Source organism: Polynucleobacter nymphae, from assembly GCF_018882155.1.
Lineage (GTDB): Bacteria > Pseudomonadota > Gammaproteobacteria > Burkholderiales > Burkholderiaceae > Polynucleobacter > Polynucleobacter nymphae.
Genome location: NZ_JACVPA010000001.1, coordinates 814792 through 831334, shown reverse-complemented (window position 1 = coordinate 831334; position 16543 = coordinate 814792). Strand labels below are relative to the sequence as shown.

Genomic DNA, 16543 nt, shown 5'->3' with positions numbered 1-16543 from the left:
ATCTATGCTTATTTGCGCTCATGTGTCACAAAATTAAAAGTGATATCGCCCTCAACTCCTGGAGTACGTTCAATCTCTTTCCAAGAGGCTTCATCAGGAACCTCGAAGAAGGTATCACCATCGTTTATGTCGATATCAATTTCAGTAATGTAAAGGCGATCTGCTTTAGCAAAAGCTTGCTTAAAGAGCTGCTCACCACCAATCACAAATACGCGTGGCGCTTCACTTAAGCGATTTAAGGCCTCTTCTAAAGAGCCTGCAAGCTCTGCTCCCTCCGGCTGAAACTGCGCATTACGACTCACCACAATATTACGACGGCCAGGCAGTGGTCGGCCAATCGATTCCCAAGTCTTGCGGCCCATGATGACGGGGTGGCCCATGGTAACGCGCTTAAAGAATTGCAAGTCAGCAGAGATCTTCCAGGGCATTTGGTTATCACGGCCAATGACGTGATTGCGCGAGCGCGCAACAATCATGGAAATAGCAGGCTGTGTCATTAATTGCTCTCTTGTTCTTAGATCGCTACTGGCGCTTTGATGTGCGGATGCGATTCGTAGCCGAGGATTTCAAAATCTTCGAACTCGTAATCAAAAATAGAATCTGGTTTGCGCAGAATGTTCAGCTTTGGCAATGGGAAGAAATCTCTCGATAACTGGAGATCTACTTGTTCTAAGTGGTTACTGTACAGATGACAATCGCCACCAGTCCAAATAAAATCACCAACCTCTAAATTACATTGTTGCGCCATCATGTGTGTGAGTAGGGCATAGCTAGCTATGTTGAACGGGACGCCTAAGAAAATATCAGCGCTGCGTTGATAGAGTTGGCAGGATAACTTACCATCGGCAACGTAGAACTGAAAGAAGGCATGGCAGGGCGCTAAAGCCATGCGTGGAATATCTGCTACGTTCCATGCGGACACAATAATGCGACGTGAATCCGGATTCTTCTTGATGGTTTCTACTACTTCAGAGATTTGATCAATATGTTTGCCGTTAGGGGCTGGCCATGAGCGCCACTGGTAACCGTAGATCGGACCCAGTTCGCCATCAGGGGCTGCCCATTCATTCCAAATCGATACGCCACGCTCTTTAAGCCAATTGTTATCGGTGCTGCCTTTAAGAAACCAGAGCAACTCATAGATGATGGATTTGAGGTGAAGCTTCTTGGTCGTGACCATCGGAAAGCCATCAGCTAAGTTAAAGCGCATCTGATGCCCAAATACCGAGATAGTGCCTGTACCCGTCCTATCGGACTTTTGGACGCCTTTGGCAAGGACTTCTTTCATGAGATCGTGGTATTGGCGCATATGAATATAGGTAAAAATGGCTAGTAGTGATAGCTTACTCGAATGTGGCCGGGCTCACCCCAAGAACCTTGTGAAGCTTTGTTGAGGTCGTGGTGTATTGGAGTTGGATATGTTTTTCTGGGTTCAGATAAGCGGCCGCGGCAAAGGCTGCCAATGCCGCCTCATGAAACCCCGACAGAATGAGTTTTTTCTTGCCTGGGTAAATATTAATGTCCCCGACAGCATATATTCCGGGAATACTGGTCTGAAATTTCTCGGTATCGACAGCCACTTGTTTGCGGTCAATATCTAGTCCCCAATCAGCAATCGGACCAAGTTTGGGTGAAAGACCAAAAAAGATCAGAAGATCATCTACTGCAATCGAATGATCTTTACCATCAATATCAGTAACGCTGATTTTTGAGATCTGATTATGCTCAGCTTCGTAGTTGATAATTTGACCAATGAGTAATTGCATTTGCTGGTTTTTGCAAAGCTCACGCATTTTGGCAATCGATGCAGGCGCTGCTTTAAAGTCATCACGCCGATGAATGAGAGTGACGCTGGCAGCCTTATCTACAAAATGTAGCGCCCAATCTAAGGCAGCATCACCACCACCGCAAATCACAATCTTTTTACCGGTAAATTGGTCGGGATTCTTGACGCTGTAGAAAACCTGTTTACCCACAAAAGCTTCTATGCCATCAAGATTTAAGGTGCGAGGCTGAAAGGCTCCTACACCACCAGCAATAAAGACAGTCTTACTTAAGAAGTGCTGGTCTTTAGATGTGGTAATTAAAAAACGACCATCGGCTTGTTTTTCAAGTTGAGTCACTTCTTGCCCTAAATGAAATTGAGCACCAAATGGTTTGATTTGCTTGAGTAGATTTTCGGTAAGCTCACGTCCAGTGCAGACAGGAATTGCTGGAATATCGTAAATCGGTTTATCTGGATAAAGCTCGATGCATTGTCCACCAGCTTCTGGAAGAGAATCAATCACATGCGCTTTGATTTCTAGCAGGCCAAGTTCAAAGACTTGAAAAAGACCCACAGGCCCCGCGCCAATAATGACAGCGTCGGTTTGTGTGGGTGAGTGCAGCACGAATTCTCGAAGGGGAGATTAAGAAATTACTTTACTAGCTGATCGAGTTTATTTTTAACATCTTTCCACTCATCCGCATCAGGAAGCCCTGCTTTTGACTTGGTAATAGAAGTCCAAGAGGAAGATAGATCAGCATTGATCTTAATGAAGGCCTGTTGATCGCTAGGCACATCATCTTCAGCATAAATTGCATTTACAGGACACTCTGGAACACAGACAGCACAGTCAATGCACTCATCTGGGTCGATCACTAAAAAATTGGGGCCTTCACGAAAACAGTCAACTGGACAAACATCAACACAGTCGGTGTATTTGCAGCGGATACAGGATTCAGTAACAACGTAAGTCATAGTCTTTAGTCTGAAGAACCCCTAAAGGGGGCTGTTATTTATAAAACCTCAATTTTAGCCGAAATAGCCAATTTTTCAGGTGAAGCCCAATTTCTAAGTCCAAAGGCCCTTTTGGCGGCTTTAGAAAATCGGAGCTATCCTTGGGGGTCGAAATTAATCAAAAAGAGCATCTATTATGAAAATACTGATTGTTGGAGCAGGTGGTATTGGCGGTTTCTTTGGCGCCAAGCTGCAGCAGGCGGGCGCAGATATCACCTATCTATTGCGCAAGCAACGGCAGCAGCTCATTTTGGATCAGGGCTTAACAATCGAGACCCCTAAGGGTAACTTTACGATCCATCCTAAAACGGTCTTGGCTGATCAGCTAGAGCCTGTTTATGACCTGATTATTTTGGCGTGCAAAGCCTTTGATTTGGCGGACTCTTTAAAGTCGATCGCTAAAGCGAGTTCAAAGGGAATCATCCTCCCTTTTTTGAATGGTTACACACATCTTCAAACTTTAGATCGTCAGTTTGGCAAAGAGCGCGTTATGGGTGGCGTAGCGCATATTGCGGCAACCATTTCTGAAACAGGTTCAGTAAAGCAGTTGACTGAATTAGGCTCATTGACAATCGGTCCTAGAACGCCAGAACAAGTAGCGTTATGCCAAGAATTATTTGCACTATGTCAAAAAACCGATTTTGACTCCTTTTACAAGGAGGATATTGAGCAAGCCCTGTGGGATAAATGGGTGTTCCTGGCGACCTTAGCGGGCATGACAACGATCTGTCGTGGCTCGATTGGCGAGATTGCAGCAACGCCTGATGGCAAAGAGCTCAGTAAGCGTATGTTTGCAGAATGCTGCGCTATTGCTGCGAGCCAAAAACATCCGATTTCCCAGAAGACTCAAGCCACTTCTGAAGAAATCTTGACGAAAGAAGGATCTCCCTTTACCGCTTCGATGCTCAGAGACTTGCTGGCTGGTAAGAAAAATGAGCATCAGCATATCTTGGGTGATTTGATTGGCTTTACTAGTAATGGCGCTATAGATTGCCCACTCTTAAAAATTGCTTACACCCATATGGCAGTTGAGAGTAAGCAGACAGTTTAAGCAAGGGCTTTCCCTAGCACTTGATTTTCTAAAGCTAAACCTCAATTGATTACACTTTAGGCATCGGTATCAACAAACCCCATTAGGAAAGAGTAGACCATGGAAGAGTATCGGCTAAAGATCGATAAAACAGCAAAGCCATTATTAATCATTGATTACACCTTTGGGAGCGATCGCACTCTAGAGTTAATGAAGTCTACTAATCTGCCTACTACCTTGCAAAACGCTAAGGTAAAGACAGAGTTTGATTTAGCGCATGCCTGGAGTGAGTTTGCCCGTAAGTATTTAGAGAAGACAAAAGAGATTGCAGCAACCCCCATTTGCTGGCAGGGCCATTACGATCAGTTGGGCCGCGTGATGCTTGAAATGATGCGCTTGAGTAGAGATAAGCAAGAAATGGTCAATACTGAAGTCTACGAAATCATTCCCAATCTTGAGGAGCTTCCATTTATTAGCAAACCCTCTCGTCTCGAGGATAAGATGTTTTGCCGTATTTGGCTTTCTTTAATCCGTCATCCTGCTTTTTTTGAGATGGAGCTAGATGAGGATGAGTTGGCAGCATTTAATTACTGGCAAGGTTTATTTACCATTGCTTTAGGCAAGACTAATAGTGAACTGCTAAAACAGGCTGCCTAGTTCATCTCGATAGTCGACATAAAAAAGCGCTCCGTGAAGAGCGCTTTTTCTTTTAGTAAAACAACCTAGCCTATCAACCTCCGTAGAGGAACTTCGGCAACCATAATGTCATGCCTGGCCAGATGTACATGAAGACCATACAGGCAATCACGATGAACATATAAGGCATCATGCCTGCAAAAATCTGGTTAAGCGTAACGCTTGGCGGTGATACACCTTTGAGATAGAAGGCAGACATCGCCACCGGTGGTGACAAGAACGCTGCTTGCAGGTTCACGAATACCAAGGTGCCCCACAGAAGTGGATCGATGTTGAAGTGAGTCAACAAAGGCAGGAAGATTGGCACGAAAATCACAATAATTTCAGTCCACTCTAAAGGCCATCCCAAGAAGAAGATGATCGCTTGCGAGAGCAGCATGAACTGAATTGGTGTGAGGTCTAACTTCAGGACCCATTGCTCAATGATCGATTGACCACCCAAAATGGTAAACACAGCTGAGAAGAGTGCTGAGCCTACGAACAACCAGCACACCATCGAGGTTGTTTTCGCTGTCAAAAATACTGCCTGCTTGGTGCGCTCAAAATCTAAGGTGCCAGCATGAAGTGCCAGAATGAAAGCGCCTAATGCACCCACCGCCGCAGACTCAGTAGCAGTAGTAATACCGAGCAAGATCACGGCTAACACCAAGAGCGTAAGAACACCCAATGGCATCACCGACTCAATCAGTAGCTTCAGAATTTCAAACTGTTCTTCATCTAACTTGATGTAGTAGTAAACCAACAAGAGCCCAAAGAGTACGCATGTCAAACCAAAGTACAGTCCAAAGTTTTCTGGCGGACCATTATCAGCTTCCGCTACTGCTCCAGCTTCAATTGGGTCATCTCCAGAGGCTGCATCTAAGGCAACTAAAGGCGCATCTTCCTCAACTTCTTTAGATTTAGTTTTGTTAGAGGTAGCATCGATAGCCACTAAAGCTTCCTCGACTGGCTCGGCAGCAGCAGTGGGAGCGGCTTTAGCAACCTGCGTTGCTACTGGAACATTTTGTGCATCTTTTTCAGCTTGCTGATGAATAATGACATACCACCATACGCCCCACATAGTGACTGCTATCAAAAAGAATGGAGTTAATGCTGCCAAGACATTCTTAATAATCTGCTTGATAGTGAGTCTTGCCTCAGCTGGTGCGTTGAGTAACTTAGCAGGAGAAAATAAAGCTTTAAATGAGGCAAGCAACATATTTTTTGAGTAGTGCTCACCTAAAAAGCGAATAGGTGCAGGCACTGGCACGATCAATTGCTCAGGGGGAAGCTTAGGCGCAACCTTCGGATTAATTAAAGCCCAGCCAATGATGTAGACCAAGTATAAGAATGCGAGGAAGAAGCCTGGCACCATTGCAGCAGCATAGAGCTTAACCACAGATTGGCCTGCAACAGCGGCATAAACAATGATCATGACCGAAGGCGGGATCAAAATACCCAAGGTTCCGCCGGCAGTAATAACGCCAGCAGCCAGGCGCGTATCGTAGCCAGCATTCATCATCGGCTTCATGGCGATCACGCCCATGAGAACCACTACCGCACCAACGAGACCGCTTGCAATACCCCAGAAGGTACAAACAATCAGAGTAGCTACGGCTAATGAGGCAGGTACACGACGGAATGCGAGCTGGATACTGTAGAACATCTTATCTACTAGCGCTCCTCGTTCCATCACATATCCCATTAATACAAAGAGCGGAATGGATAGCAAGACGTCGTTAGTCATACCCCCGAAAGTTCTTTGCACCATCAAGGTAAATACTTTGTTTGCAGCCCAGCTTTGCGATGGGTCATAAAAGGCTACAAAACCAAACATCATGCCTAAACCCATCAGGGTAAAGGCGGTTGGGAAGCCCAGCATGATTACAACAATAATCAGACCGAGCATGGCTAAGCCAAGAATTGGATCACTCATGATTTATCTCTTTAGTTTGACCAATACGATGGTGTGCTGCTTCATCGATGGATTTGGCATTTTTGATTGCTTGTTGACGGGACTCTTCATCAACGTGGGTAGAAGCGGCCAATTGCTGTTCAATCACATCAATTTCTTCAGCATCTTTTAATCGTTCAGGCCATTCACCTGTTTTGAGGCAAACAATGCAACGCAAGATCTCTACAACACCTTGCAGCATGACAAAGGCTCCTGCAATCGGAATAATGGTCTTGAAGGGATAGAGCGGCGGACCATTTGCAATCTGAGTGGTGTGCTCACCGATGCGCCATGATTCTGCAGCATAGGTATAACCGGCATAAATCAAAGCGGCGATTCCTGGCAGGAAGAAGGTGATATATAGGATTAAATCTAATGTAGCTTGGGTGCGTGGTTTCATTGACCCGTAAAGGAAGTCACCGCGAACGTGACCATTTTGTGCCAAAGTATAGGCGCCACAAATCATAAATAAGGTGCCATAAGCCATGACAGATAACTCACCAATCCATGCGGAAGGGGAGTTAAGTGCATAGCGTCTGACGACGTCTGTAAAAACCATCAGCATTAGTAGAACAACAAGCCAAGCAGCAGCTTTACCTACAAAGGTGCTGATTTCGTCTACTGTTAGCATGAATTTATCCATAACCACTCTCCTAAGACAACGAACTATTTCTCTAGGGAAATATAAAAAAACCGGACGGGGATGCCGTCCGGTCAAGATGCGCATTAGGGCACATTATTACATAAGCCCAGAGGGCTTTGAAGGGGTTTAGGCCTTGAAATAATGGTCGTAAGCAATCTTCATATCCACATTCACCAGCAAATCCCAGCGAACTGCACGTTGAGCAAAGGCTTTTTGTGAATCAAGCACTTTCTTGAACATTGGGATTTCAGCAGCTTTTTTAGCAATAATCTTGTCCCAAGCATTCAACTGGGCTACCAAAATAGACTTCGGTGTAGCGTAGAACTTGACCTTGTCTTTTGTTTGGAGTTCTGCGAAGTCTTTGGAGTAGCGATCAATTGCTTTCCATGACATATCCTGAGAAGCGGCTTGAGTTCCATAAGTCAGAATAGCCTGAAGATCTGCAGGCAAGGAGTTGAATTTCTTCTTGTTGAAGATAATTTCAAACTGCTCTGAAGACTGGTGGAAGCTTTGCAGCATGCAGATTTTAGATACGTCTGGGAAGCCAAGCAAGCGATCTGAAGACGCATTATTAAACTCAGCTGCATCTAATACACCACGATCCATTGCTGGAATAATATCGCCGCCAGGTAAAGCTTGAACTGATGCGCCCATATCTGTGAAGATCTCAATTGAGAGACCAACAGTACGGTACTTCAAGCCCTTCAAGTCATCCGCTTTAGCGATTGGCTTTTTAAACCAACCTAGTGGCTGTGTTGGCATTGGGCCATAAGGGAATGAAACGACATCAAGCTTCAGGTCGCTATAAATTTCATTGAGTAATTGCTGACCGCCACCGTATTGGTTCCAGGCAAGAACGGTATTAGCATCCATACCAAAAGCAGGGCCTGATCCCCATAGTGCTAGTGCTGGGCTTTTGCCATACCAATATGCCAAAACACCATGACCGCCATCCAATGTTCCGCTAGATACAGCGTCCAACATATCGAATGCTTTTACTACTGAACCAGCAGGCAGCACTTCAATTTTGAGACGGCCACCTGACATCGCATTGATTTTTGTAGCGTAGTCATTAGCGTACTCGTGGAAAATATCTTTAGCTGGCCAAGTGGATTGAAAGCGCAAATTAATGGTTTGCGCGCTAGAAATCATTGGGAAGCCCATTGCAGCAGCGCCGGCGCTACCAACAGCAGCGTTCTTTAGGAACTTACGGCGAGGGCTAGTGTTATTTGTCTCTGACATCTAAATCTCCTGTGATCATTTTTATAAAAAAATTAACTTCTGGACGTGATAAATCCTATAGAGAGCTTATTCTAAATTAGGGTAAATAGGGTTGAGGGTTTCCCCTTGAAACAAGTACTATTTTTATTGTGCATTGCAGCAATAAAGATCCTGCAATTTCCTGGTTTGAGCCTAAATTTGCCACTTCAAGCAACCAGCGCTTGAGTACACTATGTGAGCATGAAACCCACCATCAAAATTGACTTTGTTTCCGATATAGGCTGCCCATGGTGCGCAGTTGGGCTGGGAACCCTCGAGCAAGCAATGGAACGCCTCAAAGACCAAGCTGAATTTGACATTCATTTTGAGCCATTTGAGCTAAACCCCCAGATGAAACTTGGCGGTGAGAATGCGATTGAGTATCTTGGTAAAAAATATGGGATTTCTGAGCAACAGGTCAAAGCTAATCAAGCCAATATTCGCGAGCGTGCTGCAGCCGCAGGTTTTAATTTTCATCCTGAGGGGCGAAAGAAGATATACAACACTTTTGATGCTCATCGTTTGCTGTACTGGGCTGGGCACGAGCATGGCCTAGCTAGTCAGCTCAATTTAAAAAGAGAGTTCTTCAACACTTACTTTTGTCTTGCGGCCGATTTTGATAAACGTGAGCACTTATTAGATGCGGTGCAAAGAGCCCACTTAGATCCAAGCCAAGCAAAAAAAGTCTTAGAAGAGGGGCTGTACGCCAAAGAGGTAAAAGCCCAAGAGACCCGCCATACAGATCAAGGTATCAATGCGGTGCCAACCCTGATATTAAATGGCAAGTATGTATTACAAGGCGCACAACCCTTGGATATTCTCGAGGCCTCTCTCAAAGAAGTGATCGCAGAATCTCCTCAGGTCACTTAAAATTCATGCAGTGAAATTGTTGGTTACCAAATTAATACAAGGAAAGAAATGAGCAACAAACCTAAAGTTTTAGTAGCAAGAGCAATATTCCCTGATTTGCTAGCCAAGCTAGAGGAGTCTTTTGAAGTTCGCTCCAATCAAGCTGATCAAGTTTTTACAGCTGAGGAATTGCAAAAAGAGCTCTCCAGCGTGGCAGGTGCCTTGGTAACGGGTAGCGAGCGCATTGATGCGGCTGCTTTGGCTAACGCTAAAAATTTAAAGATAGTGGCTAATATTTCAGTGGGCTATAACAATTTTGATGTGCCTGCAATTACTGCAGCAGGTGTGATGGCTAGTAATACGCCAGACGTATTAACTGATAGCACTGCTGATTTTGGATTTGCATTATTAATGGCAACAGCAAGGCGTGTTACCGAGTCTGAGCGCTGGATCAGAGATGGCAAGTGGGATAAGTGGTCGATTGTGACTAATCCTTTAGGTATGGATTTACATCACAGCACACTTGGCATTATTGGTATGGGCCGTATTGGTCAAGGCATTGCAAAGCGCGCCCTCGGTTTTGGAATGAATGTGATTTATCACAATCGCAGCCGTCTACCTGAGTCTGATGAAAAAGCCTGTGCTGCAAAGTATGTCTCTAAAGAGGAATTGCTTCGTACGGCTGATCACGTCATTTTGGTATTGCCATACACAACAGAGAATCATCACACCATTGGTGCAAAAGAAATCGCGCTCATGAAGCCGACTGCAACCCTGGTAAACATTGCGCGTGGCGGTATTGTGGATGATGCAGCTTTGGCGCAAGCGCTCAAAGAGAAAAAGATCTTTGCTGCAGGCCTAGATGTATTTGAGGGTGAACCAAAAGTAAATCCCGAATTACTCAAACTGAGCAATGTGGTCTTAGCTCCGCACATTGCGAGTGGAACTGAAAAAACGCGCAGGGCGATGATCGATTTAGCGGTAGAAAATTTACGTGCTGCACTTGCGGGTAAGAAACCACCAAGCCTGATTAATCAGGAAGTATTTAAAGCTTAGTAAAAATAAAACTCAAGCAAGTAGAGTGATAAAAAATAAAGCCGAGCATTGCTCGGCTTTATTGCTTTGTGGCTAAGAAGTTTGACTAATTACTCAGCGTCAATTTCTTCTGGTAAGTCTCGTAAGGCTAATTCAATTCCACCGAATTTGCCAGCAACCCAGTTATAAACCTTGCAAGCAATCCACAATAAGCCAAAGCCTAACAAGGCATTCAGAATCAGGGCAGATAAGACTGTAAATCCGGGAATAGCACCATCACGAATAAAGGCAACGAATAGCGCCAATAAGACGATTGGAACGGAGAAGCAGAGGTATACCAAAACCAATGTTTTGGCGGTGTGCATTGGGTCGAGGAAGACGAGTTCTTTTTTGCTAAGTTTCATGATGACGCAATCTTAAAGCAGTCCATCAAAAAGCGCTACATCTACCCAGTCGCCAGCAGAAATATTTCCTTGGTCGTGAGCGAGGATGACAAAACAATTCGCCTCACTCATCGAGCGCAAAATACCAGCGCCTTGGCTGCCAGTCAGTCTCACGCTTGGGCGTCCATCGCTACTCCGCCCTAAGATGGCACGTTGAAACTCGGTACGGCCCGGTTTTTTACGGATAGGCACCTCAGAGATTGCTTGAGTGATTGGGGGCTCGGTTTGGTTTGCACCATTCAGTTGCAAGAGTGCGCTCCTCACAAATTGATAGAAAGTGACCATTACTGCTACTGGGTTGCCAGGCAGGCCAAAGAACAAGGTTTTGCGTGCAGATGATTTACCAGCAATGGCCTTCAAAATCCCAAAAGCCATTGGTCGACCAGGGCGCATCGCAATTTTCCAGAACCCGACATCCCCCAACTCTTGCATGATCTGCTTAGTAAAGTCTGCCTCCCCAACCGAGACACCTCCAGAAGAGATGAGTACATCTGCTTTTGTGGCAGCGTCAATGAATGCTTTTTTCAGTGAAGCTGGATCATCGCGCACGATGCCGCAATCAATGATCTCGAGGTTAAGGCGATTCAGTAAACCAGTCAGGCTATAGCGGTTGCTGTCATAAATACTGCCAGCATCCAAGGTTTGATCTAAGGACCGCAGCTCATCCCCAGAGGACAAAATTGCCACCTTCAGTTTGCGCTTCACTTTGAGAGTGGAGATTCCGAGTGATGCTGCTAAACCTAAATCCGATGGGCGTAATAAACGACCTGCTGCAATTGCACTCTTGCCTTGTTGAAGATCTTCGCCACGCAAGCGACGGTTCTCACCAGGCTTTAATTGGTTTTGATGAAATTCAATCTGCGTTTCTGTTTGGGAACTGGTCAATTCCTGTGGGATCACGGTGTCGCAGCCATTTGGCATCACGCCACCAGTCATGATCTTGAGGCACTCCCCAGAATTAATCCTACCTTCATAGGGTTTGCCAGCCAAGGCGGTCCCTACAATTTTCAGCGAGATAGTAGCGTCACTAGTACCGAGGCATTTACCGTCAAAAGCATAGCCATCCATCGCTGAGTTATCAGCTGCAGGAACATCAATGGGAGAGAGTAAATCTTCAGCCAGGATGCGATTAATTGCTTGATCTAGAGAAACAGTTTCGAGATCAGCTAAATCGCCTATGGCTTTGGACTCTTCAATCAGTTCGTTGACTAATTGAGAAATGGCTTTACGGGCTTCATCGACGTGTAGTGATGAAGTGAGAAGAATAGGGCTATTTGGTGAGTGCTTCATACGAAGGCCTCTTCTAAGCGTTTTAATTCTTCAGGGGTGTTGACGTTAGCAAATACTTGCGCATCTTCAAACACGACAGTACTACTATCCAACTCTTTAAACCAACGATCAATTTTGAGATCGCCTTTTTGCAGAAATGTTTCCAGGGACGCTTGAAGATCAGCTCGCATTAAGCAAAAAACGGGTTGTGCCCAGACCTTGCCATCCGTCTCTTTAGTTGAGGCATATACCAGTTGAAAGTCACCGCGGGTCATCTCAGTCGCTAGTTTGATGCCTAAATCGGTTGGCAGCAAAGGTGAATCACAGGGTGTAGTCAGTAGATAAGGTGTTTTGCATACCTTGAGGCCAGCAGCAAAGCCAGCTAGCGGCCCTGAAAAATCAGTCGTCTCATCCATGATGACAGGGTAGCCATAACTAGCGTACTTTGTAATGTTGCGATTAGCGTTAATGAGGATTTGGCCAACTTGGCTCTTAAGTCTGGTAATTGTAGATTCAATCAGCGGTTTACCTAGAAAGGGAATGAGTCCTTTATCGATACCACCCATGCGTTGGGCTCGACCGCCAGCCAGTATGAGGCCAGTGATTTGTTCGGGGGAAATCATTAGCCGCCGATGTAAGACATTTCGACTTTACGAGAACCAGTCGATGGGTTTGCAGTATGGGACCCACGAATCTCAGAATAATGATCATCACGTGCTGCCCAAGTATTCATAATGGCGTTCGCAATTTCTGCATCACTGTTGCCCGAGCGTAATAAGGTCTTGAAATCAAATCCTTCATTCGCAAAAAGACAGAGGTACATTTGCCCATCAGTAGAAATGCGGGCGCGAGTACATTCGTGGCAAAAGGTTTGGGTAACACTAGAGATGACACCAATCTCACCTGAGCCATCGACATAGCGCCAGCGCTGAGCCACTTCCCCGGAGTAATTGGCTTCGATCGCTTCTAATGGAAATACTGCATTGATTCTGGCGATCACTTCTTTGGAGGGTAGCACCTCTGCCATATTCCAACCATTAGAACTACCAACATCCATGAATTCAATAAATCGTAGAGTGATGCCGCTACCTTTGAAGTGTTTTGCCATGGATACGATCTCATGATCGTTTGTTCCTTTTTTCACCACCATATTGATTTTGATGTTTTCAAAGCCAGCCTCTTGCGCAGCGGCAATGCCATCTAAAACATCAGCCACCGGAAAGTCGACATCATTCATTTTCTTAAAGATGCCATCATCTAAACCATCTAAGCTAATAGTGAGTCGTTGAAGACCAGCAGCTTTTAAGGCAGTCGCTTTCTTGCGAAGGATGCTGCCATTGGTCGTCAAGGTGAGATCTAGTGGTTTACCGTCTGGTGTCCGTACCTTTGCTAGCATGTCAATCAGCACTTCTAAGTTCTTGCGCAGGAGTGGTTCGCCACCAGTCAAGCGAATCTTCTCAACACCCAATGTCGAAAAGATGGAAGTTAAGCGAGTAATTTCTTCAAAGCTCAAAAGCTCTTTGTGGGACAGATAAGGGTAGTTTTGATCAAAGACTTCTTTAGGCATGCAATAAGTGCAGCGGAAGTTACAGCGATCAGTGACAGAGATGCGGAGGTCACGCAAGATGCGTCCACGTTTATCTTGGGTGTTACCGTGAGGTGCGACCAGTTGGGCCCCAATAGACGGAGTCAGACCTTTGCCTTCATCAATGCGGATCGGAATGACCTTGGACGTTGTGGGGATTGTTTTTTCAACCATATTCTGAATTATGGCTTTGAAACGGTGTTTCTGCCAAACCGCCAAATATCTTTATGGGATAAATGACAGTCTGGAGAAAAGCTTAAATCAGCGTTAAACCGTTTTTTCTTGGCCACCAGTTTCAACTAAAACCATTGGTCCTTCTGGAAGGCTTGCTGCAGGTTTAGGTGTTCTGCCTAAGTTGCTTGGCTCAGGCTGAATCTGACCTTGTGCTTCTGCATGCTTAGAAGCATCAGTAGCAACCCAGATCATGCCAGCAGATTGCACAACGCTATGCAAAGGAGTTTCTTCAAGTGCCTGGAAGGCAATCTTTGGAAGTTCTGGCGCAGGTTTAGCAATCACCTCAAGAGTAGAAACTGCGGTAACAACTACTACCGGAGCGCTCTGTGCGGGACGATTTGATGGACGTGGAGCACGTGGGGCTCTTTCAGATCTTTCTTGTTTTTGGGCAGCAGGTTTTGTATTACCAAAACTATTTGCAAGATTCTGAATCGGCATTGATGCGGATGCGCCAGCCATACCTACTGGAGGGCCTGCAAATGGACTTGCAGATACTGCAGGTGCATTCGATGCATTACCTTCAGTACGCTCAGCACTTTCGTCGCGCTCATTTCTGCCACGGCCACGACCACGACGGTTGCGACTACGACCACGAGGCCCTTCGCCATCAGCGCTTGGTGTAGCTTCACTACCAGGAGCAGCCTCAGTTGCAGGACTTACTGCAGCAGGGTTTGCTTGACGCTCCGGTTTTGGACCATTTTGATTACGATTGCCGTTGCGATTATTTCGATTATTTCGGTTGCCGCTATTACCTTCGGTAGCGCCCTCAGCTGCATTTGCTGCTGGACGTTCTGTACGCTCACCACGACGATTACGACCACGGTTGCGATCGCCACCATTGGCATTGCGTCCTTGATTGCGGCCACGTGCATTGTTTTCTGCTGGCTTCTCTTCTACTGCAGGAGAGGAGGAGAACATCTTCTTGATAAATCCAAATAAACCACCAGAGCTTTCAGTTACTACTTTTTCAGTACGAGCTGGACGTGGTTGGCTAACAGGTGCAGGTTGTGTTGGAGTAATGCCCTTCACAGCTGCTTCAGGGCGAACCTTCACATCAGCATCTTTGCGGCTTACTGTGGTGTCGGTCTCAAGTTCACGAGCAGCTTCTTCAGCCATCACATAGCTCGCCTTTTGATCATCAAGACGTGGATCATCATGACGTAAGCGCTCTAACTTGTAATGCGGTGTTTCTAAATGCTTGTTCGGCACCATCAAGACGTTTACTTTGAAGCGAGTCTCAATCTTAATTACTTCAGCACGTTTTTCATTTAAGAGGAAAGCAGCCACTTCGACTGGTACCTGTGTATGAATCGCGGCTGTGTTTTCTTTCATTGCTTCTTCTTGAATGATGCGCAGAACTTGCAATGCAGAAGACTCGGTGTCACGAATATGGCCTGTGCCGTTACAACGTGGGCAAGTGACATGACTGCCTTCAGAAAGAGCCGGGCGCAAGCGCTGGCGTGACATTTCCATCAAGCCAAATCTGGAGATCTTGCCCATTTGAACGCGGGCACGGTCATGACGCAGAGCATCGCGCAGGCGATTCTCAACATCTTTCTGAGCCTTGCTCGATTCCATATCAATGAAGTCGATCACGATCAAGCCACCCAAGTCACGTAAACGTGCTTGACGGGCAATTTCATCGGCAGCTTCTAAGTTAGTACGAGTAGCTGTTTCTTCAATATCAGAACCGCGGGTTGCACGGGCAGAGTTCACGTCAACAGAAACCAAGGCTTCAGTGTGGTCGATCACAATCGCGCCGCCAGATGGCAATGGCACAGTCCGTGAGTACGCAGTTTCAATTTGGTGTTCAATTTGGAAGCGTGAGAACAAAGGCACATCATCTTGATAGCGCTTTACTCTTGGCAGATTGTCTGGCATTACTACCGACATAAATGCCGCGGCTTGCTCATAGATATCATCGGTATCGATCAGAATCTCACCGATATCAGGCTGGAAGTAATCGCGGATTGCGCGAATGACTAAGCTAGATTCGAGATAAATCAATAGTGGTGCTGAATTACCTTTAGCAGCTTCATCAATTGCTTTCCACAACTGCATGAGGTAACTTAAATCCCATTGCAATTCTGTAGCATCACGACCAATACCAGCAGTACGAGCAATGATGCTCATGCCGTCGGGTATATCTAATTGGGACATGGCATCACGGAGTTCTTGACGGTCTTCACCCTCAATGCGACGTGAAACACCGCCTCCACGTGGGTTATTTGGCATTAATACCAAATAACGGCCAGCCAAGGATACAAAGGAAGTTAAGGCCGCGCCTTTTTGGCCGCGCTCTTCTTTTTCTACCTGAACAATGATTTCTTGACCTTCGCGCAGGGCATCCTTGATGGAGGCACTGCGAACGTCTACACCCTCTTTGAAATAGGTTCTGGCAACTTCTTTAAACGGCAAAAAGCCATGACGCTCTTCACCGTAGTTGACAAAGCACGCTTCCAGGGAAGGCTCAATGCGGGTAATAACACCTTTGTAAATATTGCCTTTGCGTTGTTCGCGACCGGCAGCTTCGATATCAATATCGATGAGTTTTTGACCATCGACGATGGCAACTCGCAACTCTTCTTGTTGAGTTGCATTAAATAACATGCGTTTCATAACACTCTCCTATGGGGGAGGATGTCGTTGCGCGCTGCGTAGGAGATCAGTTAGATACCACCCAAGGCATGGCCTATGGCGGTTGAATAGTGTGGATCATGCAAATCTGAGCATCTTTTACTCAGTTCACCCAGTTAACTGTTGGTTAAATCGGTGCCACACTTGACG

General features: G+C 45.9%; 16 protein-coding genes. 4 read left to right on the top strand and 12 right to left on the bottom strand.

The features are described from left to right. Window positions 1-8: 8 nt before the first annotated feature. Genes ICN29_RS04275 through fdxA form a run of 4 tightly spaced genes read right to left on the bottom strand, consistent with a single transcriptional unit; the run spans window position 9 to window position 2740 of the window. Window positions 9-497: a dihydrofolate reductase gene (locus tag ICN29_RS04275; protein WP_216130039.1), complete on the bottom strand. Its 489-nt coding sequence runs from the start codon at window positions 495-497 to the stop codon at window positions 9-11. 17 nt (window positions 498-514) lie between these two features. Further along, window positions 515-1309, bottom strand: a complete 795-nt coding sequence (locus ICN29_RS04270; protein ID WP_216130037.1) for a thymidylate synthase — start codon at window positions 1307-1309, stop codon at window positions 515-517. 34 nt (window positions 1310-1343) lie between these two features. After that, complete coding sequence (locus tag ICN29_RS04265; RefSeq protein ID WP_216130035.1) at window positions 1344-2390, bottom strand: NAD(P)/FAD-dependent oxidoreductase; 1047 nt, start codon at window positions 2388-2390, stop codon at window positions 1344-1346. A 26-nt stretch (window positions 2391-2416) separates the two neighbouring features. Continuing rightward, complete coding sequence (gene fdxA, locus ICN29_RS04260; RefSeq protein WP_216130033.1) at window positions 2417-2740, bottom strand: ferredoxin FdxA; 324 nt, start codon at window positions 2738-2740, stop codon at window positions 2417-2419. 175 nt (window positions 2741-2915) lie between these two features. Between fdxA and ICN29_RS04255 the strand changes: the two genes are divergently transcribed. Both ICN29_RS04255 and ICN29_RS04250 read left to right on the top strand, forming a co-directional pair. Continuing rightward, on the top strand, window positions 2916-3830 hold the full coding sequence (locus tag ICN29_RS04255) for a 2-dehydropantoate 2-reductase (protein WP_216130031.1): 915 nt from the start codon (window positions 2916-2918) through the stop codon (window positions 3828-3830). A gap of 99 nt (window positions 3831-3929) precedes the next feature. After that, window positions 3930-4466 (top strand): hypothetical protein, encoded by a 537-nt coding sequence (locus ICN29_RS04250; protein WP_216130029.1) that lies wholly within the window; start codon window positions 3930-3932, stop codon window positions 4464-4466. Window positions 4467-4539: 73 nt separating this feature from the next. Here ICN29_RS04250 and ICN29_RS04245 read toward each other — a convergent pair whose 3' ends face one another. The 3 genes from ICN29_RS04245 to ICN29_RS04235 all read right to left on the bottom strand — a co-directional run bounded on the left by ICN29_RS04245 (window position 4540) and on the right by ICN29_RS04235 (window position 8323). Beyond that, window positions 4540-6420 (bottom strand): TRAP transporter large permease, encoded by a 1881-nt coding sequence (locus ICN29_RS04245; RefSeq protein WP_216130027.1) that lies wholly within the window; start codon window positions 6418-6420, stop codon window positions 4540-4542. Beyond that, window positions 6413-7081, bottom strand: coding sequence for a TRAP transporter small permease subunit (locus ICN29_RS04240; RefSeq protein WP_216130024.1), 669 nt, complete (start codon window positions 7079-7081; stop codon window positions 6413-6415). The genes ICN29_RS04245 and ICN29_RS04240 overlap by 8 nt, the downstream gene beginning before the upstream one ends. Window positions 7082-7207: 126 nt before the next feature. Beyond that, a complete protein-coding gene (locus ICN29_RS04235; protein WP_216130022.1) occupies window positions 7208-8323 on the bottom strand; it encodes a TRAP transporter substrate-binding protein in 1116 nt (371 codons plus the stop codon). A 219-nt stretch (window positions 8324-8542) separates the two neighbouring features. On the opposite strand from ICN29_RS04235, the gene ICN29_RS04230 reads away from it, so the two are divergent. Both ICN29_RS04230 and ICN29_RS04225 read left to right on the top strand, forming a co-directional pair. Further along, window positions 8543-9211, top strand: coding sequence for a DsbA family oxidoreductase (locus tag ICN29_RS04230; RefSeq protein WP_216130020.1), 669 nt, complete (start codon window positions 8543-8545; stop codon window positions 9209-9211). A gap of 48 nt (window positions 9212-9259) precedes the next feature. Then, complete coding sequence (locus ICN29_RS04225; RefSeq protein ID WP_216130018.1) at window positions 9260-10246, top strand: 2-hydroxyacid dehydrogenase; 987 nt, start codon at window positions 9260-9262, stop codon at window positions 10244-10246. A gap of 89 nt (window positions 10247-10335) precedes the next feature. Here the strand turns inward: ICN29_RS04225 and ICN29_RS04220 are convergent, their stop codons facing one another. The 5 genes from ICN29_RS04220 to ICN29_RS04200 form a co-directional block, all read right to left on the bottom strand. Continuing rightward, a complete protein-coding gene (locus ICN29_RS04220; protein WP_216130016.1) occupies window positions 10336-10629 on the bottom strand; it encodes a hypothetical protein in 294 nt (97 codons plus the stop codon). A gap of 12 nt (window positions 10630-10641) precedes the next feature. Beyond that, window positions 10642-11958 carry a molybdopterin molybdotransferase MoeA gene (gene moeA / locus ICN29_RS04215; RefSeq protein WP_216130014.1) on the bottom strand — a complete coding sequence of 439 codons (1317 nt, stop codon included), beginning with the start codon at window positions 11956-11958 and terminating at the stop codon, window positions 10642-10644. After that, window positions 11955-12560, bottom strand: coding sequence for a molybdenum cofactor guanylyltransferase MobA (gene mobA / locus ICN29_RS04210; RefSeq protein ID WP_216130012.1), 606 nt, complete (start codon window positions 12558-12560; stop codon window positions 11955-11957). Before mobA ends, moeA begins: the two co-directional genes overlap by 4 nt. Next, entirely contained in the window at window positions 12560-13696 is a 1137-nt protein-coding gene (gene moaA, locus ICN29_RS04205) for a GTP 3',8-cyclase MoaA (protein ID WP_216130010.1), read from the bottom strand. Before moaA ends, mobA begins: the two co-directional genes overlap by 1 nt. A gap of 93 nt (window positions 13697-13789) precedes the next feature. Next, entirely contained in the window at window positions 13790-16375 is a 2586-nt protein-coding gene (locus ICN29_RS04200) for a ribonuclease E/G (RefSeq protein WP_216130008.1), read from the bottom strand. Window positions 16376-16543 lie beyond the last annotated feature (168 nt).

Excerpts from the sequence above, each read along its gene's own strand:
- ICN29_RS04220 (WP_216130016.1), bottom strand. The coding sequence starts at position 10,629 with ATGAAACTTAGCAAAAAAGAACTCGTCTTCCTCGACCCAATGCACACC.
- ICN29_RS04245 (WP_216130027.1), bottom strand. The coding sequence starts at position 6,420 with ATGAGTGATCCAATTCTTGGCTTAGCCATGCTCGGTCTGATTATTGTT.
- mobA (WP_216130012.1), bottom strand. The coding sequence starts at position 12,560 with ATGATTTCCCCCGAACAAATCACTGGCCTCATACTGGCTGGCGGTCGA.
- ICN29_RS04275 (WP_216130039.1), bottom strand. The coding sequence starts at position 497 with ATGACACAGCCTGCTATTTCCATGATTGTTGCGCGCTCGCGCAATCAC.
- moeA (WP_216130014.1), bottom strand. The coding sequence starts at position 11,958 with ATGAAGCACTCACCAAATAGCCCTATTCTTCTCACTTCATCACTACAC.
- moaA (WP_216130010.1), bottom strand. The coding sequence starts at position 13,696 with ATGGTTGAAAAAACAATCCCCACAACGTCCAAGGTCATTCCGATCCGC.
- ICN29_RS04250 (WP_216130029.1), top strand. The coding sequence starts at position 3,930 with ATGGAAGAGTATCGGCTAAAGATCGATAAAACAGCAAAGCCATTATTA.
- ICN29_RS04240 (WP_216130024.1), bottom strand. The coding sequence starts at position 7,081 with ATGGATAAATTCATGCTAACAGTAGACGAAATCAGCACCTTTGTAGGT.
- ICN29_RS04200 (WP_216130008.1), bottom strand. The coding sequence starts at position 16,375 with ATGAAACGCATGTTATTTAATGCAACTCAACAAGAAGAGTTGCGAGTT.
- ICN29_RS04235 (WP_216130022.1), bottom strand. The coding sequence starts at position 8,323 with ATGTCAGAGACAAATAACACTAGCCCTCGCCGTAAGTTCCTAAAGAAC.
- ICN29_RS04225 (WP_216130018.1), top strand. The coding sequence starts at position 9,260 with ATGAGCAACAAACCTAAAGTTTTAGTAGCAAGAGCAATATTCCCTGAT.
- ICN29_RS04230 (WP_216130020.1), top strand. The coding sequence starts at position 8,543 with ATGAAACCCACCATCAAAATTGACTTTGTTTCCGATATAGGCTGCCCA.
- ICN29_RS04255 (WP_216130031.1), top strand. The coding sequence starts at position 2,916 with ATGAAAATACTGATTGTTGGAGCAGGTGGTATTGGCGGTTTCTTTGGC.
- ICN29_RS04270 (WP_216130037.1), bottom strand. The coding sequence starts at position 1,309 with ATGCGCCAATACCACGATCTCATGAAAGAAGTCCTTGCCAAAGGCGTC.
- fdxA (WP_216130033.1), bottom strand. The coding sequence starts at position 2,740 with ATGACTTACGTTGTTACTGAATCCTGTATCCGCTGCAAATACACCGAC.